The organism is Nocardia shimofusensis NBRC 100134, from assembly GCF_001613125.1.
GTDB classification, from domain to species: Bacteria; Actinomycetota; Actinomycetes; order Mycobacteriales; family Mycobacteriaceae; genus Nocardia; species Nocardia shimofusensis.
The window spans coordinates 126,553-144,391 of sequence record NZ_BDBT01000011.1 but is presented as its reverse complement, the minus strand read 5'-3'; the positions used below and the strand labels follow the sequence as shown (position 1 = coordinate 144,391).

20 protein-coding genes and 1 pseudogene are annotated in these 17,839 nt (G+C 67.0%); 6 read left to right on the top strand and 15 right to left on the bottom strand.

Translation table 11 applies throughout. The features are described from left to right. Window positions 1-47: 47 nt before the first annotated feature. From NS3_RS14770 to NS3_RS28490, 4 genes are all read left to right on the top strand, one after another. On the top strand, window positions 48-641 hold the full coding sequence (locus NS3_RS14770) for a TetR family transcriptional regulator (RefSeq protein ID WP_169811645.1): 594 nt from the start codon (window positions 48-50) through the stop codon (window positions 639-641). Between the two features lie 137 nt (window positions 642-778). Next, window positions 779-1,897, top strand: a complete 1,119-nt coding sequence (locus NS3_RS14765; protein ID WP_218018240.1) for a tyrosine-type recombinase/integrase — start codon at window positions 779-781, stop codon at window positions 1,895-1,897. Next, window positions 1,894-4,170, top strand: a complete 2,277-nt coding sequence (locus tag NS3_RS14760) for a tyrosine-type recombinase/integrase (RefSeq protein ID WP_218018239.1) — start codon at window positions 1,894-1,896, stop codon at window positions 4,168-4,170. The genes NS3_RS14765 and NS3_RS14760 overlap by 4 nt, the downstream gene beginning before the upstream one ends. Beyond that, on the top strand, window positions 4,157-4,543 hold the full coding sequence (locus NS3_RS28490) for a DUF6262 family protein (protein WP_084495540.1): 387 nt from the start codon (window positions 4,157-4,159) through the stop codon (window positions 4,541-4,543). Before NS3_RS14760 ends, NS3_RS28490 begins: the two co-directional genes overlap by 14 nt. Before the next feature lie 40 nt (window positions 4,544-4,583). On the opposite strand, the gene NS3_RS14755 is transcribed toward NS3_RS28490, so the two are convergent. The 8 genes and pseudogenes from NS3_RS14755 to NS3_RS14720 form a co-directional block, all read right to left on the bottom strand. Then, window positions 4,584-5,093 carry a single-stranded DNA-binding protein gene (locus NS3_RS14755; RefSeq protein ID WP_067859805.1) on the bottom strand — a complete coding sequence of 170 codons (510 nt, stop codon included), beginning with the start codon at window positions 5,091-5,093 and terminating at the stop codon, window positions 4,584-4,586. A gap of 146 nt (window positions 5,094-5,239) precedes the next feature. Then, window positions 5,240-5,452 (bottom strand): annotated as a pseudogene (locus tag NS3_RS14750) (single-stranded DNA-binding protein); the annotation flags it as partial. A 94-nt stretch (window positions 5,453-5,546) separates the two neighbouring features. After that, on the bottom strand, window positions 5,547-7,217 hold the full coding sequence (locus tag NS3_RS14745) for a ParB/RepB/Spo0J family partition protein (protein ID WP_067859803.1): 1,671 nt from the start codon (window positions 7,215-7,217) through the stop codon (window positions 5,547-5,549). Window positions 7,218-7,317: 100 nt separating this feature from the next. Next, a complete protein-coding gene (locus tag NS3_RS14740) occupies window positions 7,318-7,551 on the bottom strand; it encodes a hypothetical protein (protein WP_157101348.1) in 234 nt (77 codons plus the stop codon). A gap of 83 nt (window positions 7,552-7,634) precedes the next feature. Further along, window positions 7,635-8,564, bottom strand: a complete 930-nt coding sequence (gene dprA / locus NS3_RS14735) for a DNA-processing protein DprA (RefSeq protein ID WP_067859798.1) — start codon at window positions 8,562-8,564, stop codon at window positions 7,635-7,637. Window positions 8,565-8,601: 37 nt separating this feature from the next. Beyond that, complete coding sequence (locus tag NS3_RS14730) at window positions 8,602-9,618, bottom strand: DUF4192 family protein (RefSeq protein ID WP_067859796.1); 1,017 nt, start codon at window positions 9,616-9,618, stop codon at window positions 8,602-8,604. A gap of 158 nt (window positions 9,619-9,776) precedes the next feature. Then, window positions 9,777-10,454: a hypothetical protein gene (locus tag NS3_RS14725; protein WP_067859793.1), complete on the bottom strand. Its 678-nt coding sequence runs from the start codon at window positions 10,452-10,454 to the stop codon at window positions 9,777-9,779. 125 nt (window positions 10,455-10,579) lie between these two features. Beyond that, complete coding sequence (locus NS3_RS14720; protein ID WP_157101347.1) at window positions 10,580-11,086, bottom strand: hypothetical protein; 507 nt, start codon at window positions 11,084-11,086, stop codon at window positions 10,580-10,582. A 43-nt stretch (window positions 11,087-11,129) separates the two neighbouring features. On the opposite strand from NS3_RS14720, the gene NS3_RS30360 reads away from it, so the two are divergent. After that, window positions 11,130-11,255, top strand: a complete 126-nt coding sequence (locus tag NS3_RS30360) for a hypothetical protein (protein ID WP_281205616.1) — start codon at window positions 11,130-11,132, stop codon at window positions 11,253-11,255. Between the two features lie 86 nt (window positions 11,256-11,341). Here the strand turns inward: NS3_RS30360 and NS3_RS14710 are convergent, their stop codons facing one another. The 5 genes from NS3_RS14710 to NS3_RS30070 form a co-directional block, all read right to left on the bottom strand. Continuing rightward, window positions 11,342-11,755, bottom strand: a complete 414-nt coding sequence (locus NS3_RS14710) for a hypothetical protein (protein WP_067859785.1) — start codon at window positions 11,753-11,755, stop codon at window positions 11,342-11,344. Between the two features lie 156 nt (window positions 11,756-11,911). Next, window positions 11,912-12,685 (bottom strand): class II glutamine amidotransferase domain-containing protein, encoded by a 774-nt coding sequence (locus tag NS3_RS14705; protein ID WP_067859783.1) that lies wholly within the window; start codon window positions 12,683-12,685, stop codon window positions 11,912-11,914. Beyond that, complete coding sequence (locus tag NS3_RS14700; RefSeq protein ID WP_245649627.1) at window positions 12,673-13,902, bottom strand: hypothetical protein; 1,230 nt, start codon at window positions 13,900-13,902, stop codon at window positions 12,673-12,675. The genes NS3_RS14705 and NS3_RS14700 overlap by 13 nt, the downstream gene beginning before the upstream one ends. Before the next feature lie 90 nt (window positions 13,903-13,992). Then, window positions 13,993-14,787, bottom strand: coding sequence for a class II glutamine amidotransferase (locus NS3_RS14695; RefSeq protein ID WP_157101346.1), 795 nt, complete (start codon window positions 14,785-14,787; stop codon window positions 13,993-13,995). Continuing rightward, window positions 14,775-15,983, bottom strand: a complete 1,209-nt coding sequence (locus tag NS3_RS30070) for an amidoligase family protein (RefSeq protein WP_245649626.1) — start codon at window positions 15,981-15,983, stop codon at window positions 14,775-14,777. Before NS3_RS30070 ends, NS3_RS14695 begins: the two co-directional genes overlap by 13 nt. Window positions 15,984-16,290: 307 nt before the next feature. Here NS3_RS30070 and NS3_RS14685 point away from each other — a divergent pair, with 307 nt between their 5' ends. Next, on the top strand, window positions 16,291-16,683 hold the full coding sequence (locus NS3_RS14685) for a hypothetical protein (RefSeq protein WP_067859781.1): 393 nt from the start codon (window positions 16,291-16,293) through the stop codon (window positions 16,681-16,683). Between the two features lie 68 nt (window positions 16,684-16,751). On the opposite strand, the gene NS3_RS14680 is transcribed toward NS3_RS14685, so the two are convergent. Further along, complete coding sequence (locus NS3_RS14680; protein WP_067859779.1) at window positions 16,752-16,946, bottom strand: hypothetical protein; 195 nt, start codon at window positions 16,944-16,946, stop codon at window positions 16,752-16,754. A 165-nt stretch (window positions 16,947-17,111) separates the two neighbouring features. Further along, a complete protein-coding gene (locus NS3_RS29120) occupies window positions 17,112-17,720 on the bottom strand; it encodes a hypothetical protein (RefSeq protein ID WP_157101345.1) in 609 nt (202 codons plus the stop codon). Window positions 17,721-17,839: the final 119 nt, after the last annotated feature.

The window sequence follows — 17,839 nt, the reverse complement described above, 5'->3', positions numbered from 1 at the left end:
GCTCGGTGGTCGTGGCGGCACGTGGTGGACTGAACCGGGATCGACTCGTGGCGATTGCCCATGAGTACGTGGCCGAGCACGGCCTGGATGCGCTGACCGTGCGGCGGCTCGCTGTCGCTGCCGACGTGACACCTGGCGCTCTCTACAAGCACTTTCGGAACCAACGCGACCTGCGCCGCGCGATGGCCGACGCCGTCTACGACACCATCGACCTGTCCGACATCGACATCACCGCACCCACGGTCGAGCAGGTGATCACCTGCTGCGTACGCCTGCGGGCCGCGATGCTGCAATTCCGCGACGGCGGCCGCATCGTCGCGGGTTCGTACTCGCCGTTCGCCGCGACGGTCGCTCTCGGCACCACACTGCGCACGCTCCTGCACGCTGTCGCGTTACCGTCCTTCGACGCTGGAGACCTCGCCTACGTGCTGCGCAACTACACCGTCGGATTCGTCATCGAGGAACAGGCATATCTCGGCCTGGTCGCCACCGGCGAATGGGACGACCTCGTCCGAAACCCTCCCAGCCCCGGCGGAGCCGAACCCGCCGGCGCCTCCGACGCTATCGCCATTCTCGGCAGCGACCGCGACCGGCGGTTCCGTGCGGGCATCGAGGCGATCTTGGCGGGAACAGTCATCTGATCAGGACCCGGGGCCCGTCGCCGGTCTGGACTCACCAGCTGAATGTGATTGACGCTCAATAAGTTTGGAGTGACACGGCGGTCTCTGCTACATAGTCATCTCATCAATATGGTGTCGTTCGGGGGAGAGGGGGAGGGTTGCTGCTTCGGGTACAGCGGTTGCGGTCGCCGGGTACGGGGCGGCGTTCGTTCACGGTGGTCGATGGGGCCGGGGTGCCGGTGTGGCCGGTCGAGGAGTTCTTGTCGCACCTGGTGGCGGTGGGTAAGGCTCCGAACACCGTGGAGGGGTACGCCTACGATCTGCGGGATCTGTTCGAGTGGCTCGGCCAGCGCGAGTGGGACTATCGGGAGCTGAGTGTGGAGCAGCTGTCGGAGTTCTTCAACTGGCTACAGCGGCCGAAGGATGCTCGACGTCCGGGGATCCTCGTTCTCCCGGGCGGCCCGTCAGCGGTGGAGCGAACAACTCTGGTGCGTAAGCGTGCTGCGGTGGCCTCGTTCTATCGATTCCATTCTCGGCGGGACGATTCGGTGCCGGCGTTGCTCGGGGAGTTGATGGGTCCGCGCCCTACTGGCGGCTACGTACCACTGCTCGTGCATACCAGGCGTCGCGGCGGAAAGGAGTTCAGCCCGATCCGGATCCATGCGCATCGCACGGTGCCCAAGACGGTCACCGCCGAGCAGCAGAGGGCGGTGCAGGATGCGTGCTCGCGGCTGCGGGACCGCTTCTTGATCGTGTTGCTGTTCGAGACGGGACTGCGGCTCGGTGAGGCGCTGGGGCTGCGCCATCATGATCTGAAACTGCGCTCCGGTGAGGTCCACGTCGTGGCCCGTGAGGACAACGCCAACGACGCGCGGGTCAAACGACTCAAGCCGCGGATGGTACCGGCCGCGGACACAGTGTTCGATCTCTACGCGGAGTACATGGAGGTCGAATACGGTGCCCTGGACAGTGACTACGTGTTCGTCAACCTGTTCCGGCCGCCGATCGGATCTCCGATGACCGATGCCAACGTTGAGAAATTGGCGGCGCGACTGCGTGCCCGGTCGGGAGTGAAGTTCTTCACCCCGCACATCGCACGCCACACCTACGCGACCCGGTTGCTGCGAGCGGGGATGCGTGTGGAGATCGTGGCGGAACTGCTGGGGCATACGAATTCGCAGACCACCGAGATGACATATTCACATCTGAGTGCCGAAGACCATCGCACCGCCCTCGTCGGGGCAGGGGTGCTGCGGGAAGGAACGAACCAGGAGTGACCACACCGCTGAGGTCCGATACCGCTGCGGGGTTGCTCGAGCGGCTGATGCAAACGGTCACGCCACCGTTTCGCGGGGAAGTGTTCTACCCGCCACCTGAAAGCCTGGTCTTCGTCCAGGGGGTCTGCCGGATCCCGTCGTGCGGCATCGCGCTGAGCTTCGCGTCTCGCCGGTTGTGTCAGGGGCACTATCAGCGGTGGAAGAAGGACGGCTCCCCTGAGATCGAGCAGTGGGTAGGCGGCGAGGATCTGGCCACCCGGGCGCGGCGAATCGTGCCCGACTGCCTGATCGGGCAGTGCAACCGGGCGGCGAAGTCGAAAGGTCTGTGCCACCGACATGCCGAGACGTGGATGCGTCACGGCAGCCCCGATCTGCAAGCATGGGTTGCACACACGCTCTACTCGCCGCCGCGGGCGTCGATCGAGTCGGAATGCCGGTTCCCGGGCTGTGAGCGATGGACCGACGGCCCGAGCATGGAACTCTGTCGTGCTCACTACGAGAGCTGGCGCTACGGCGGGCGCATGCCATTGCACGAGTGGTTCGTCCACATCGAGCGAAGCCGTCACCCGCATGTCCGTCTGCACGATCTGAACGGAGCGCTGCGGCTCGAGATCGGCTACGGGCTGCAGCGTCGACATGAGCAAGGCCACCAGCACACAGCACCGCGAGTCGTGACCAAAGCGGTGACCTGGATCCGGTCGGCTGGCGTGCACAGCCTGCTGGACTGGGATGATGCGCAGTGGAAGGCGTTCTGCCGCCCGAAGCCGGCCAACTACGACACCTTGTCGCTGGCGTTCATCACCGATACCCGATTCGAGTTGCGAGCGTTGCTGATCGAGGCTGACCCATGGGCCGATCAGTACCCCCGCCAGCTCTGGGACCTCAAGCACCTTGGCTTGAACACCGAGGCCGTCCGGCGCCTTCGCTTCGGCGGCATCACCCAGCCCTGGCTCAACGAACTGGTTCGCCGCTGGTGCCGATGGCGGCTGAGCCGTGAGCTGAACCCCGCGACGGTCGCGATCAACATCCGAGCGTGCCAACTGCTATCGGAATACCTCGCCGCGACGATCGGGACCGAGGCAGCACCGGCGCAACTCACACGTGTCCGCATCGAGGGCTGGCTGGCCCAACTGCAGACAAGTGTCCCCGATCCGGTGACACGCAAAGCGATGATCGTCTCCATCAGCACCTTCCTCACCGACGTCCACCGCCACGAATGGCAGACGGAGCTGCCGCGCAATGCGGTCATCTACGACGACCTGCCCGAACGCCCCCACGCCAAGCCACGATTCATCGCCGAGCACCTCATGCGCCAGATCGAATCCCCGCAGTCCCTGGCTCAGTTCCCCTCACCGGACGGCCGTCTGATCGTGGAGATCCTCATCAACTGCGGGCTCCGGCTCAAGGACGTGCGCACCCTGCCATTCGAGTGTATTGTCCGCGACGAGGACAACAACCCCTACCTGGCCTGGCTTAACCGCAAGATGTCGGATCGGCCCGCCTTCTTCCCCCTCTCCGAGGAACTCGCGGGAAAGATCCTCGCGCAGCAGCGGGCGGTACTCGACCGGTTCCCGGGCGGGTCTCCGTGGTTGTTCCCCGCGGTCCACCGCAACATCGACGGCAGCCGCCACGCCAGCAGCACCCGACTACGCCAACAGCTGGAACGCTGGTTGCAACAGTTGGCACTCGTCGATGAACACCAGCGACCGGTCCGGGTGACCTTCCACCAGTTCCGACACACCCTGGGCACCAGGTTGATCAACGCCGACGTCCCCCAACCGGTAGTCCAGGCGCTGCTCGATCACATGTCACCGACCATGACCGCGGTCTATGCCCGACTGCACAACGACACACTGCGCGAGCACTGGCTCAAAGCCGTCAAGATCGACGCCCAAGGCCGACCCGCGACCATAGCCTCCGATCACCCGCTCGCCGAGGCGGCATGGGCAAAGCTGAGCATGGTGCGCGCGAAAGTAACTCTGCCAAACGGATATTGCGGTGCCCCGGTCCAAACCGACTGCGAATACGCCAACCCCTGTCTGGACTGCCGGTTCTTCATCACCACCACCGAGTTCTTGGAACAGCACCGTCGTCAACGCCACGACACCCAACGCATGATCGGCGACGCCCAGTCCGCTGGCCTCGCTCGAGTGGTGGAGAAGAACACCCGCACCCTGAGCAAACTCGACGCCATCATCGGCGCGCTCAAATCCGTCGAGACCGGCCAGATCCTGGCCGGCGGAAAGGTCCAAGACCTCGATGCCGCCGGCTGACAACACCCGATACCTCCTGGAAGCGACCCGCCGCCGCCACGAAGACGCCCGCCGCCGCACCAAAGCTGCGATCACCTCCGCCGCACGCCGCAACGATGGGACCGCAACAGTTGCAGGCATCGCCAGGACTGCTGGCGTTTCACGATCATGGATCTACACCCAACCCGACCTCGTCGGGGCCATAGACACCCTCCGACCACGGAATACAGGACCCAGATACCAAGGGCGCGCATCGGAAGAATCGCTGCGAACCCGGCTCGAAGCGGCCGACAAGCGCAACAAGCAACTGCGCCAGCAGATCACCCAGCTGACCGAACGACTCGAAATCGCCTACGGTGAGATTCGCGCTCTACGCACAGCGCAGCGACCATGACTTGATCCGATCGAAGACCGCGCGCGACACCCCGCTGGCGTCAGAACCCGGGCTCGCCGCCGCCCACCCCTGCCTCGGCACCCACGAACGCTGAGGCTGTCTCTGCGGATCCCCAAGGATCACCAGCGCTGCCGCCGCCGGGTCTGTTGCTGCGGGCACTCACGATGACGTTGCCGCTACCGTTGCGACCGACCCGCGTGACTTTCGCCTTTGCAAAGCGCAGCGAAGGGCCCATCTCCTCGACGTCGAGCTCAAAGACCACCCGCTTCTCGCCGTCGCGCGCCTCATACGAACGCTGCTTCAAACGCCCACTCACTATGACACGCGAGCCCCTGGTCAGGCTCTCGGCGACGTTCTCGGCGGCCTCTCTCCAAATATTGCAGCGCAGGAACAGTGCGTCGCTGTCCTTCCATTCATTGCTGTTGCGGTCGAACACGCGAGGCGTCGAGGCGACAGTGATGTTCGCAACGGCAACACCTGCCGGGGTGAACCTCAACTCCGGGTCGGAGGTCAGATTTCCGATGACGGTGATGACCGGCTCTCCAGTCATGACGGACTCCTTCTTGATGCGATCGATGATTGGTTGCTAAAGGATCGCCACCGGTTAATCGGTGCGTCGAACCCACTCGACCTGGACATGTCCACGCCGCAAAATCCCTGTTGCAAAGGCATTCCGTCAGCCCGCATCTAGATAATCAGCGATTCGGCGGCGTTTTCGGCATGTTCGCGCCACAGGGTGCAGGGCAGGAACAGAGGGTCGGCGTCCTTCCATTCGTTGGACTGCTGATCGAAGTACCGCGGGGTCGAGGCGACGGTGAAGTTGGCCACCGCGACGCCTGCGGGGGTGAATCTCAGGTCGAGCGAGTCCGTCACGTTCCCCGTGACGGTAACGACGGTGTCCCCGGCCATGATTCGCCCTCCTTTCACAGATTGTGGATAACAGATGTGGATAGCCGTGCCGCCCAAGGGAAGCCGGTGGGCGGCACGGGCTGAGATACTGATGTCAGGCGGCGAGGTCGATGTCGTGGTGGTCGATGTCGCCGGCGGCAGCGTGTTCGACGTCGACGAGTGCGAAGTCCGATCCGGAGTCGGCGGCGAGTTCGGCGAGCAGATGCAGGTAGTCGGTCGTCGCGCTCGACCGGGCTCGCCAGAAGCTCTTGTCGATCGGTGCTTCATACGTCGCGAGCACCATTGCCAGCACGATGACCCACACCCGGTTCACCGGGGACTCGGTGATCGCGGTCTGCAACTCCTGCCGCGAGTGGCCGATGCCGAGGATCTTGGTCACCAGCTGCACCGTCGAGGCGTCGAGCTGACCCGCCAGGTAGGTGGCGATGAACCCGGCGGCCTGGGCGGGGGGTTTGCGTCGGGTGAGGTATTCGGTGAGGAATTCCTCGCGTCGCTGCTTGGCCGCCACGCCTCGCTTGTTCAGCTCCCGCACCCGCCGGTACTCCTGGCGGGAGGTCTCGCGCGCGGCGGCTTCGGCAGCGATCGACGCACGTGCCTGCTCGTCGTTGATGTCGGGCGAGGTCACCAGGGTGAGGCCGCTGTCGGACAAGTGCTCGGCGAGCAGGTAGTAGGTCGGTGTCCACCGGTCCCGCCACCGCACGGTGTCGGCATGGCGCAGTCCCTCGCCCGGCGCGGCATCAGGGTCGGTGTCCCAGCTGACGGTGCCGGGGTCGACGAGTTCCCCACTGCTGGCGTCGACGAGTTCGGCGTTCTCCTCGACCTCGAGGAACACCACCCAGCGGGCGGGGTCGGCGTAGATCTGATGTTCACCGACCGGGCTGCCGTCGGTGGTGGTGAGGTCGGCGGCTGGGATGAACGCCGTCGGCTCGCTGCTGAGGTCGGGTTCGTGGGTGAGGGTCCCGAAGCCGGTGGCGGCGTAGGGGAGGGCGGCGTGGAGGCGGTCGCGGGTTTCGGTGCGGTCGGCGGCGATGCGGCGGGCGACGTAGCCGAATTGGTAGCGGGTGGCGCGGGTCAATTCCTGGACGGCGTCGGTGTCGCCGGCGGCTTCGTAGTCGGCGATGACCGCCAACTGCTCGAGGGTGTACTGGCCGTCGTCGAGCAACTGCTTGGCGGTGGCGGAGCGGCCGATCGTGGCGGCCTGACGGATCTCGGAGCGGGTGCGCTGCAGCCCGTTCGCGACGCGGGTGGCCGACGCGCCGAGGTCGAGCATCAGCGCCACACCGGCGGCGCGGTCGGCCTCCGACAGGGGGATGCGGCGGTCGTTGAGATTGATCTGATCCAACGTCCGCGCGATGCGGCGTTCGTTGTCGGCGACACCGGTAGGGGCATCGGTGACCCACACCGGGACCTGGGTGGCGCCGACCGCCCGGGCGATGAGAGCGCGGACCTGCCCGTCGACGACCTCGATGCTCCCGTCGGGGTGGCGTTCGGCCAGGATCGGGTTACGCACCCCGAACCGGCGGATCGACTCGGCTTCTGCGGGGTGGTCGTCGAGGGCGAAGCTGACGCGCACGTTCTCACCAATCACGAGGTCGTTCGGATCCAGATACTGTGCGCGGGCCTTCGCCGGCCGCGCCGTGGCGGTCTCCGACTCGTCCGCGTTGTCGGTCGAGAACTCGCCCGCATCGGTCTCGGAGCAGACGACGATGGAATCGGTCGGGGGATCGGTGTTGTCGGTGACGACGCTCAGTGTGGTGGCGGTCATTGGTGCCTCCTCGTGGCGGACAGCGGCGCGGCCGGATCACCAGCAAGGGCAATGCGGCCGCGCCAGCCATGTTTGGCGGGTTTGTGGGTGGGGCCGGTGGTCAGGCGGCGACGGTCTGGGTGCGGGTGACGTTGACCGGATGCAGGCGCAGCACACCGTGGACGTCATCGAGAAACGCCCAGTGACGACCGCGCCACCCGCGGTATTCGGTGCGCCACCGGTCGAGCACCGTCGCTTCGGCGAGGGCGGGGGTGGCGCCGGCGGCGCCGCGGCGTTCGAGCTGGTCGAACTCGACGCGGGTCAGGCTCTGCACGGTGGGAATGGATGGGGACACGACGAAATCTCCTTCGCAGCAGGGGGATATGGCGCGGGCTGCGCGAACCAAAGCGGGCAGGAATCGCGCAGGGACCGCGCAGGTCAGTGATGGTCGGTCGGCTCGGGGCGGGTGATGGCGTCGATGACATGGTCGGGATGGGTGACCGCCGTCGCCTTGTGCTGCCGTAGCAGGTCGTGGACGCCGTCCGAGGCGGCGGAATAGATGGAACCGGGAGTGGCGAACACCGGCCGGGTGAGCCGGTGGGCCCACCGGGCGGTGTCGAGGGTGCCGCTGCGGCGTCCGGCCTCGATGACGACCACGCCGGCGGCGAGTGCGGCGACGAGACGATTGCGTTCCAGGAACCGGTCCCGGCTCGCCGTTTCGCCGGGCGGGTATTCCGAGACGAGCAGACCGTGTTCGGCGATGCGGGTCAACAACTTCTGATTGCCGGCCGGGTAGTAGCGGTCGATGCCGGTCGCCATCACCGCCACCGTGGCGCCGTCCTGGGCGAGGGCGGCGTGGTGGGCGGCGGCGTCGATGCCGAACGCGCCACCACTGAGCACGGTCCATCCGCGTTGCGCGAAGTGCCCGGCGAAGTCGTGGGCGACGGTATTGCCGTACTGGGTGGACGCGCGTGCCCCGATGACCGCGACACTGTGGCCGGAGAATGCGTTGAGCCGGGCGGGGCCGCGCAGCCACAACGCCACCGGCATCCTGCCACCGACTCCCGGTGTGCCCAGTCCGGCCAGCCGCGCGGCGGGCCACTCGAACTCCTCCCGAGTCAACAGACGGGCAGCCACAGCGTCGGCCCGGTCGAGATCGCGAACCGCGCGCTCACGCAGGTCGGCGGAGACCGAGAACGTCTCGTACCCGTCGACCAGTTGGTGGGCGGCGTCCTCGACGTCGGTGGTGGCCAACAATCGCTCCACAGCGGTCGGGGCGGTCAACGCGGCGCGGGCCAGGACCGCCCACGCGAGGCGGCGATCCGGACTCGAGCAGACGGGAGTGAGCGGGCCGGCGTCAGTGGGCATGGATCCTCCCTAGTGGAGACGGACGTGTCGGGGGTGGTCAATCGAGGTCGATGCCGAGATCGGCGGCGGTGGCGCGGCCACTGCGAGCCACCGCGTGCAGGACCTCGGCGGGAATGCGGTCGGCGAAGGCGCGTGCCATCGCCAGCAGCGTGGGATCGTCGGGGGTGTCGGCGAGCCCGTAGCGCAGTTCGGTCATCGCGCGGTCGCGTCGGCCCGACAGGTAGGTGGTGACCGCGAGCAGCAACGCGGGACGCCCGCGATGGCTCGCGGGCAGACTCCGCGCCAGCACCGTCCACAACGGGCTCGCCGCCTCGCCGTGCGGGCCGCAGGCGAACGCGAACAAGACATCGCGGACATCGCTGTCCTGCAACGCTTCTGCCATCGCTACCAGCCCGGGAATGGTCACTGTCGCGCCGTTGTGAACCTGACGCGCCCAGCCCAGCATCAGTCGCACCCGGTGTTGTGAACGATCGCGATCCCCGTCCGGCTCGAGTGTGTAGCTCGGTGGCGGCGCGTGGCGGGCGAGTTCGGCTTCGACTTGTTCGGCGGTCGCGCTGTGAGGGCGGATCCCGCCGGTCGACGCTGGGATGTCGCTGGAGGTAGCGGTCGGGGGAAGGGAAGGCAGTGTGCCGTGGTCGTTATCGAACAAGCTGATCCAGGCGCTGCCCGGGGCGGTGCCGAAGACCGACCACGCTGCGATGAGGTCGGTTCCGTTCTCGGCGAGCCTGCCGCGCAGCAGCCCGGTCAGCTCACGATGCACCGCGACGGGATCGGTACGGTCGTCGTCTCGGTCGTCGTCGATGACGATCGCGGCCATCGCGTCGGGCCGATACCGGTCGCTGATCTGCAATGCGCTGGTCACGATCGCGACCGTGGCCGGGTAGTCCAGCACCAGATACAGGTCGTGGCGGCGGATCGCCTCGACAGCGACATACGGGTCCGGCTGGCAATCGATCTCGTGGAGTCGCAGCAACACCAGCGATCGGTACGGCGGCGTCGGCAGCCAGGTCAGTGTTTCGGCGATGAACCGGCCCGGGGCATGCAACAGCGGCATGAAAGCCTCCTCGAAGGGGGACAAGGGCACGACAAGAAGACGCGGAATCCGGGCAGACCCGACGCATCGGTGCACGGAGGGTGGGGAAGCGCGCGAGGCGGTGCCGTGCCGATTCGACGACTGCCACTGAACCGCCGGTAGCCATTGCCCGGCGGTGTTCATTCCGGTTCATCCACGCTCGTGAACAGGGCTCGGGTGGCGATGAGCGCGGCGAGCAGGTCGAGGGTGTGCGCACCGGGGGCGGCATCGCGGATGCGGCGTAATCGGCGGATCCGCGACGAGGGCTGCAGATCGATGCCGGTGGCCGGTGCGGTGTTCTCGGTGCCGGGGTCGGAGACGATCGCGTAATCAGCGAGGGCGATCCATGCCTCGTACCAGGCTTCGGCGGGTTGTCCGTCGCGTACAGCTTCACCGGGCGCAGGTTCGGGTTCGATCCAGCGGGCACATGTGCAGGCGGGATCGGTGCAGCGGTGATAGGTGGGGTGGGGGTTGTAGCGGTCCACTGCCCCGGACAACATCGGACAGACCCGCCTGGAATAGAGACCGCATTCGGGGTGCAGGCCCGGCTCCACCGCGATGCCCCGCAGATAGTCCGCGGGCCGCAGGTACAGCACGGCCGGGTCGGTGAGCGGCTCCCCGCAGATCTGGCACAGCTTGTGCTGCCACACTTCCCGCAGCCGGGTCGGGTCGAGCTTGCCCCAGACCGGGCGGGACCGGTCACGGTGGGCCAAGGTCACGAACGGCACGACCATGCCCTGGGAGGTAGGAGCATCGACCAGCCGGATCGGAATCGGCATCCGGTCGATGCGGTGTGCTCGGGTGTTCGGATCGGTCATGACCACCTCGAATCGATAGAGCCTGAAGGGATGACGGCGACGGCTGTGCGTCACAACCGGCCGGTCGCCGGAACCGGCGGGCGCCGCTCAGGTGCCGGGGACCGCGAGCGGGACGCAGGTGAGGGTCAGGGTGACCAGCGGCGGCCGGTGTGGGGGTCGTGGTCATGGATGGTCACGGTGGCGGGTGCTCCGGGGACCTGGGTGGTGACCGAGCGCGGCAGCAATGCTCGGTGCCTTCCGGCGGCCCAGCGTCGGGCCGTTGTGCGGGGCCGTCCGGTGATCGGGTCGGGTTCGGCGGGCGTCAGATACCAGGTGATTCCGTGCGGCAGCCGGTTGAACAGGGTGTCGTTCCATTCGGTGGAGGTACTGCCGTCGCGGTGCACTGTGAGGATTTCGGTGGCGTGTTCGATGCGCACCAGCCCCATCAGCGCCAACCTGCTCGCGGTCATGCCGGCGAGGTCGATGCCGGGAAAGGCGGCCAGAGCGGTGCCTGGGGCGGGGTGGAAGGCGAACGCGGCGTGGTAGCCGACGATCATGACCGGCCTACTCGGCGCGGCGGTTTCGGGCGTGTAGCGGGCGTAGGCCGGGGCGAGTGTTACCCGGGCGAGGTAGCGGTCGGCGTCAGTGTTCACCGTCGCCCCTGTTCCTGGGCTCGGCGTGCTGGAGCAGAGCGCGGTGAGTGAGCCGCACAGCGCGGTCGTGGCGTTCGTGCTCGGCCAGCATCTGCGCGAACACGACCAGGTGGTCGCCGCCGAGGAGGCGAGCCATCACCTGTCCGGCGCCCAGCAGCTGCTGCACTGACGCGAAATAGCCGGTGAGGCTTTCCAGCAGCACGGTCGGGACTTCCGCTCGGGGCAGGGGTGCAGCGCCATCCTGCGGACCCGCGTTCACTGCGGGAGTTCCTGGTCGAGGTGATGGAGGGACTCGATGAACGCCAGCGGCAGCAACACACCCTGATGGGTGTGGCTGGTCAGACGGGCGTGGTGGCGGTGCACGGCCTCGACCCGCACCGCCCGGTAGCGGTGGCCGCCGCGTGTGCGGATCGAAATCAGTGCGCCGGTGCGTCGCGCGCGATGCAGTTCGGCCCCGAGGACCGCCATCGGCGACTCCCGCACGGTGTCGGCATCGGTCTCGGCCAGGACGGTGTTCCTTCGGCGCAGCAGGTCGCGGGCGTGTCCGAGGTGCTCGAGGTGGGTGTCGTCGCCGAACTCGCGGTCGAGGTGATGCAGAACCTGCTGCAGGAACCGCTGTTCGGGGCCCTCCGCAACGACTGTGGGATCAGGCTGAAGGGGGTCGGTCATCGTCTACTCCTGGAGTCGGGGAAACGAGAGAACCTGGCGGCCGGATAGCGAACGGCTGGCGGGGCGCGAGGCGGGGCACACCAAGCAGCGAAGTACGCATCCGGTGGCGGCGCTATCCAGCCATGGCTGTCTCGTGCGTGGTGGCCAGGAAGGAGATCAGGTGTGTTCGAGGTCGAGGATGTCGGCGTAGCGGTGGGTGCCGTCGACGGCGGGGCAGACGCATCGGGGGAAGATGAGGCTGCAGTCGGCGCAGAATCCGCACCAGGGGCAGTGCGGGCCGGTGATCTCCGAGTCGTCCTCTGCGATGTCGGTGGGTTCTCCGCAGTTGAGGCAGTAGCCCGCGAGGTCGTACCAGCCATCGTGCTGGTAGGGCAGGTAGCTGGTGTTGGAGTACCAGGAGCCCTGGTCCCAGATGCCGGCGTGTTCGTTGAAGATGTACGCCGAGTGCTTGTAGGCGGGATCGGTGGTGAGCAGCACCATCTTGTCGCTGCCCAGCCAGCGTTCGAGCCGTTCGCGTCCGGCCCAGGAGTCCAGCGACCCGAACGGCCGGCCCGGCAGATAGTCCTCGGCGGTGATCCGGGTATCGGAGCGGTCGTCTCCCGGGGCCGGGTGCACGTGGGCCGGCAGGATCCCGTTGTGGGCGAGCACGGTTCGCGCATCACCACCGACTGTGAACGGGTGGCAGTTGTCGATCGTGCGCACGCCGTGGGTGGCCAGCCGCGAGTGGAACAATGCCGGGCCCTCTGGGAAATGCTCACGGACGGCGGCGAATTCGGTGAGCACGCTGGCGGCGTCCATACCGCGTCCGACGGTGATGGTTGCGCCGGTGATGACGGCGTAGCCGTGGCCGTGCGGGTTGGCCAGCGCTCCCTGGTGCAGGGCGTCGAGGTCAGGGGCGTGGCCGGGTTTGAGGAAGGTCAGGATGCACAACGCAGGGCCTCCATTTCGGCGAGCAGCGGGGCGTAGGCAGGACGTCGGTTGGCGACCCAGGCGCAGAACGCGGGCCATTCCCAGCCGCGACGCCGCGCGATCTGAGCTGCGGTGAGGTGGCGGGTGTACTCCACCGACGCGGCGGCGAAGGCGAGCGCGGCCTTGACCTGCTGTGGTTTGAGCGAGCTGGCGAATATCCGCAGCTCGAAAGTGGTGGTGGGGCGGACGTTGACCGCCTCGTAGCGCGGAATGTAGATATCGCGTCGATAGGTGCGTTTCGCGTCGTCGGCCGCACGTGCCCGGGCGTCGGGACTGAACTCGGCCCACTGGCTGGAACTGCGCCGAGCCAAGGCGGTGACAGGCGTTTCGTTGCGGTAAACGAACTTCAGCCACCGATAGATGTGCCCGGGCGAGGTGAACCCCGCTCGGGAGAGGTGGATGTGGATGCCGACACCGTCGTCGGTGTAAGCGCCGAGCAGCCGCAGCCGGGTCAGCAGCGACCACGGGAACTGCTCGCGAGCGAAGGCATACGACATCGGGTGGGTGACGAGTTCGAACCCGCACGGCCGGATCGATCCGTCTTCCTTCAGGTAGCCGAGCCCTCGGAGGTGCTCGACGGCGGTGTCGGCGGCCTCGTCGAGAACATGGCGGGGGGCCTGCAGTTCCAGCTCGAGCCCCAGGAACAGCGGGCCATCCCCATGGAAGACGGGGGCGGGCTTGTAGTCGTAGTCGTGGATATGGGGATGTCCGCTGGAGGAGTGCTCGCACGAGCTGCAGTAGGAATCGGTGCGAAGAATGAGCGTGGTGCAGTCGGCGCACTCGTGGTAGTTGTCGTATTCGCAGGTCGAGCACACCTGGTCGCCGTCATCGACGTAGACCGTGTTCGCGGCGTAGGCGCCGCAGTCGTCGCAGGTGCTGTAGCGGTCGCGGCAGTCCTCGCACACGTCGTTGCCGCTGATGATCGCGGTGATGTCGCGGGTGTGGTGGTCGCAGTCCTGACAGCGGTGCCAGCCGATACGGCATTCACCGCACAACCACGTGCCGTCCACTGTCAGACGCCGCTCCCGGGCAGGAGTGGCGCACTCGTCACAGCACGCGACCTCGGACAGGCAGGACACGCACAATCGGTCGCCTTCGACCGTCTCGGTCAGCGCGATCGCCGCAACGGGAAGGGAGCACTCCTCACATGCGGTGTCGGCCAGGATGGCAGCAGGCATGAATGATCACGACCTTTCGGACAAAGGGGACAGAAAAGCCCCGCACCGACGGGAATCAGCTGGTGCGGGGCTCTGCGGGAATTGGCAGAATCAGGGGCGGGTCAGTGAGGAGACAGCTGCGTGACGATGCCGTCCGACAGTCGGGCCGGAGATGTCTGCGCCGGGTTCGCAGGGCCGCGGCGGACGACAGGAGCAGTCGGGGACCGGGGTGCGGCAGGCGAAGCACCAGCCGCAGTCACCGCAGTACCGGCTGGTGCGGTAGACGTCGAAACGCCAGCAGTATCCGCACAGGTATCGGTACTTTCCCGGCCAGCGCCGGGCCGGCGGGAGGTAACTGGTGTTGGAGTACCAGATCCCGTCCTCCCAGATGCCGGCCTGCTCACCGAACACGTATGCCTGTTGCTGGTAGGCGGGATCGACGGTCAGGATCACCAGCTTGCTGCGGCCCAGCCATTGCGACAGCCCCCGCGCCCCACGTCGGGTGTCGATCGACCCGAACGGGGAACCAGGCAGATAATCCTCGGCCGCGATCCGGGTATCCGAGCGCGGATCGTAGGCCCGGGGATGCACCCGCTTGGGCAGCGTCCCGTTGTGCGCCAACACTGTCCGCCGATCCCCGCCGAGCGGGAAGGGGTGACAGTTGCCGAGCTCCCGGGCGCCTTGGGTGGCGTAGCGGGAATGGAACAACGCCGCACCGTGGCGGTGACGTGCCCGCACGGCGACGAACTCCTCGATCACCGACTCGGCTGCCATACCGTGACCGACGATGATCTCGGTGCCGGTGAGGACGGCGTAGCCGTGCCCGTGCGGGTTCGCGCCCGCGCCGTAGAACAAGGCGATCGGATCCGGGACGACGGTGGGCGGGTAGTAGGTCAGCAGGCACATGCCAAGTCCTCCATCTCCGCGACCAGCGGCCGATAGGCGGGTTGCGCGGCGGCCCAGGCGGCGAACCGCGTCCACTCCCAGGCCCCGGCACGCACATCGGTGACCCGCAGATCGCGGGTGTAGTGGATCGAGGCGGTCGTGAACGCCAGCGCTGCCTGCACGCACTGCACGTCCAGCGAGCTGGCGAACACCCGCAGCTCGAGGGTGTGACGGGGGTAGGGGTTGATCGCCTGATACCGGTCCAACCCCAGTGCATGCTGATGGCTCTTGGCGGTATCGCGGGCCTTCGCCCGGGCGAGCACGTCGAACGGCGCGTAATGCGAACGCCGCCGGGCCAGCCGGGCGACAGCGGATTCGTTGCGGTACAACAGCTTCAACCAGCGATAGATATGGGCAGGTGAGGCGAACCCGGCGCGGCTGGCATGCACGTGCAACCCGACCGTGGAGTCGGTCTCACACCCGCGCTCGGCCAGAGCGTCCAGCAGCGACCACGGGAAACGCTCGATCGCGTACCCGTAGGACATCGGATGGGTGACCAGCTCGAACCCGGTGGGCCGGATCGAGGAATCCTGCTTCAAATAGCCCAGACCACCCAGCTCTTCGGCCGCCAGGGCAACGCACTCGGCGTAGGAGTGCTCTGGCACGATGATCTCGAGCTCCAACCCCAGGAACAGCGGCCCGTCGCCGTGGAAGCGGGGATCTGGCTTGAAGCTGTAGTTCCACACCCGATCCGGGCGCGCGCACAAATCACACGCCCGGCCAGCACGAAGCAAGGTTCGGCAGTCCGGGCAGGACTCGAACCCGGTCACGCACCGTCGGCACACCCGCTGGCCACCGGAGAGGTAGCGGCTGGCGTCGCTGTAGCGCGCGCAGCTGAAGCAGCGATCGAAGAAGACCATCGCGCACCGGGCGCACACGAACTCGCCGGTGTCGGTGCGCAACGACGGGGCGGTCAACGCCCGGCACGACACACACCCCACCAGCCCCGCCGCGCACGACCGGCACAGCCGCTGATCCTCCGAGGTGGTGATCGGCTCGCGCGTCAATCCGCGGCAGCGATCACAGCGCGGCACCTCGAACACACAACTCGGGCACAGCCACTGACCAGCGATTTCGTCGAGCACGTACAAGTCGCCGGCGCGGGCGCGGCGACACACCACGCATGTCGGATTCACCACGAGAACGGGATGAGGCATGACAGCACCTTCCAGAAATGACAGAACGCCGACCCGGAGCAGGACTCCGGGCCGGCGTTCGAAGGGGACGAGGAAGCAGGACGAGGTAGACGAGGTAGCGGGGACGGCAATCAAGGGGCGGTGCTCAAGCATCGAGCGGGGTAAGATCGCCGAGGGAGGATCGAGCGGGCTGGCCGAACGCCCTTGGAGGTCAGCTATGACTTCACGCCGCCCGCCACGCACATCACGACCACGAGCCGATCGATCACCAGAACTCCTTCAACGACTGGAACGATCACGAGCGCGCGTGCGCCAGCGCCGTGAGCAAATGCGCGAGCGAGAACGCGCCACCACGGCCGCGGTGCGGCGCTATCTCGCGGCGTGGCAATCGATCACCCTGTGCGAGACCGAACGCGATGACGAGACCGCGGAGCTACGCCGCCGCATCGGCGTCGTCCAAGACGAGGCCGACGCGCGCATCGCGGCGCTGCGCGCAGAGCAAGCCGCCGCGGCCAGAACCATTCGAGACCAACCCGGCCACACCGACGACGATGTCGCCAACCTGCTCGAAATCACCCCCAAGCAGGCCCGACAACTCCTCACCCTCGCGCGGACCGAGCCGTCGCAGTCACCGGCAGCGCACCCTCGAACAGCGATCGCAGTATCCGATCGCGAGGACCTGCCCGACGAACCAGGAGTACCCCAGCAGAACAGCGAGTGACCCACACACACGGACGGCGGCGGACAAGGTTGACTCGTTCCCAGCGGTTTCGCTGGCGGCTCGCCGGACTATCTCGGAGAGGGTGGAAGATCGGCGGGCACCGCCAGAGACAAATCGGTTCGCCACGGGTAGACGCCGGGCTGATCTTCCACGGACTGCACCAACGCCATATCCGGGTTGCCGTCGACACCGATCTCGAGTACCCGGAACACGCTGACGCCGCCAGCGACGACCTTGATCAACGACCCGACCTCGAAATGCACCTGTTGAACACTAGCCGATCACACCGGTCGGTATGTATTTGCTATCGGTGAGCTGCAAGTATCGCGGCGGCTACGACGGGCAATACGCGGTCGGCCATGTGCCTGAAGTTCAGGGGTGCCCCACCCGCTGATCAGCGTGAGTAAGCCAACGGCGGAACGAGGAGATCAGTACGCGGCGTAGCCACCGGCCTGCCACACATGCCACCGAAAGTGCTGAGGCGTGAGCGCCTGACGGGCAGGGATACCCGGAGCGGGCGAGTGCGGCCAGAATCCGGAGCCGCATCGATGGCAATAGAACCCGGCCTGCCACACCGGGCGCGCACGCCCGCGGCCGCGCGCGATCCGACGATTGATGCGACGTCGACCGCTGGCTACGGCCAATGTCAGCAGTCCGGGGCAGGCGAGCGCACCTACGAAGAACAGTGCAACGACTACCGCTGCCCAGCGAGGAACATCAGGGTCCTCCATGACCACAGACCCGATCGACGGCGGCAACGCCAGCACCGCCGGAATCATCAACAACCAACCCACCCGCGTCAACCGACTCGTCGCACGCATGGCCGGAGCGAGGGCGAAGCTGGCCGCCAGGGAGGACGTGTGCGTGCGGTCGACGGTCATGGTCCCGACGGCCGGCATGAACCCAGCCGACGAAAAAGCGACACCCGAGTACGAGCCCGCCGCGAGAGAGGTCGAGGTACCACCCGCACATAATGCGGGCACGCTCTGGACGCAGTCGAGCAGACCACAATCGGGGCAGTTGATGTCGATGGTCACGCTGGGATCCGCCTCCCAAAGTCGCTCTTACGGCGTGCTTGTGCTGGTGCGTGCAGAGAACTCCGCAGAATATCCAACACCGTCTGCCGCGCGTTGTCGAGCGGGTTTATCGCCAGCCT

Bases quoted from the DNA above. Each gene is read 5' to 3' on its own strand.
- NS3_RS28490 (WP_084495540.1), top strand. From the start codon at position 4,157: ATGCCGCCGGCTGACAACACCCGATACCTCCTGGAAGCGACCCGCCGC.
- NS3_RS14755 (WP_067859805.1), bottom strand. From the start codon at position 5,093: ATGACTGGAGAGCCGGTCATCACCGTCATCGGAAATCTGACCTCCGAC.
- NS3_RS14745 (WP_067859803.1), bottom strand. From the start codon at position 7,217: ATGACCGCCACCACACTGAGCGTCGTCACCGACAACACCGATCCCCCG.
- dprA (WP_067859798.1), bottom strand. From the start codon at position 8,564: ATGCCCACTGACGCCGGCCCGCTCACTCCCGTCTGCTCGAGTCCGGAT.
- NS3_RS14730 (WP_067859796.1), bottom strand. From the start codon at position 9,618: ATGCCGCTGTTGCATGCCCCGGGCCGGTTCATCGCCGAAACACTGACC.
- NS3_RS14725 (WP_067859793.1), bottom strand. From the start codon at position 10,454: ATGACCGATCCGAACACCCGAGCACACCGCATCGACCGGATGCCGATT.
- NS3_RS14710 (WP_067859785.1), bottom strand. From the start codon at position 11,755: ATGACCGACCCCCTTCAGCCTGATCCCACAGTCGTTGCGGAGGGCCCC.
- NS3_RS14700 (WP_245649627.1), bottom strand. From the start codon at position 13,902: ATGCCTGCTGCCATCCTGGCCGACACCGCATGTGAGGAGTGCTCCCTT.
- NS3_RS14695 (WP_157101346.1), bottom strand. From the start codon at position 14,787: ATGTGCCTGCTGACCTACTACCCGCCCACCGTCGTCCCGGATCCGATC.
- NS3_RS30070 (WP_245649626.1), bottom strand. From the start codon at position 15,983: ATGCCTCATCCCGTTCTCGTGGTGAATCCGACATGCGTGGTGTGTCGC.
- NS3_RS14685 (WP_067859781.1), top strand. From the start codon at position 16,291: ATGCGCGAGCGAGAACGCGCCACCACGGCCGCGGTGCGGCGCTATCTC.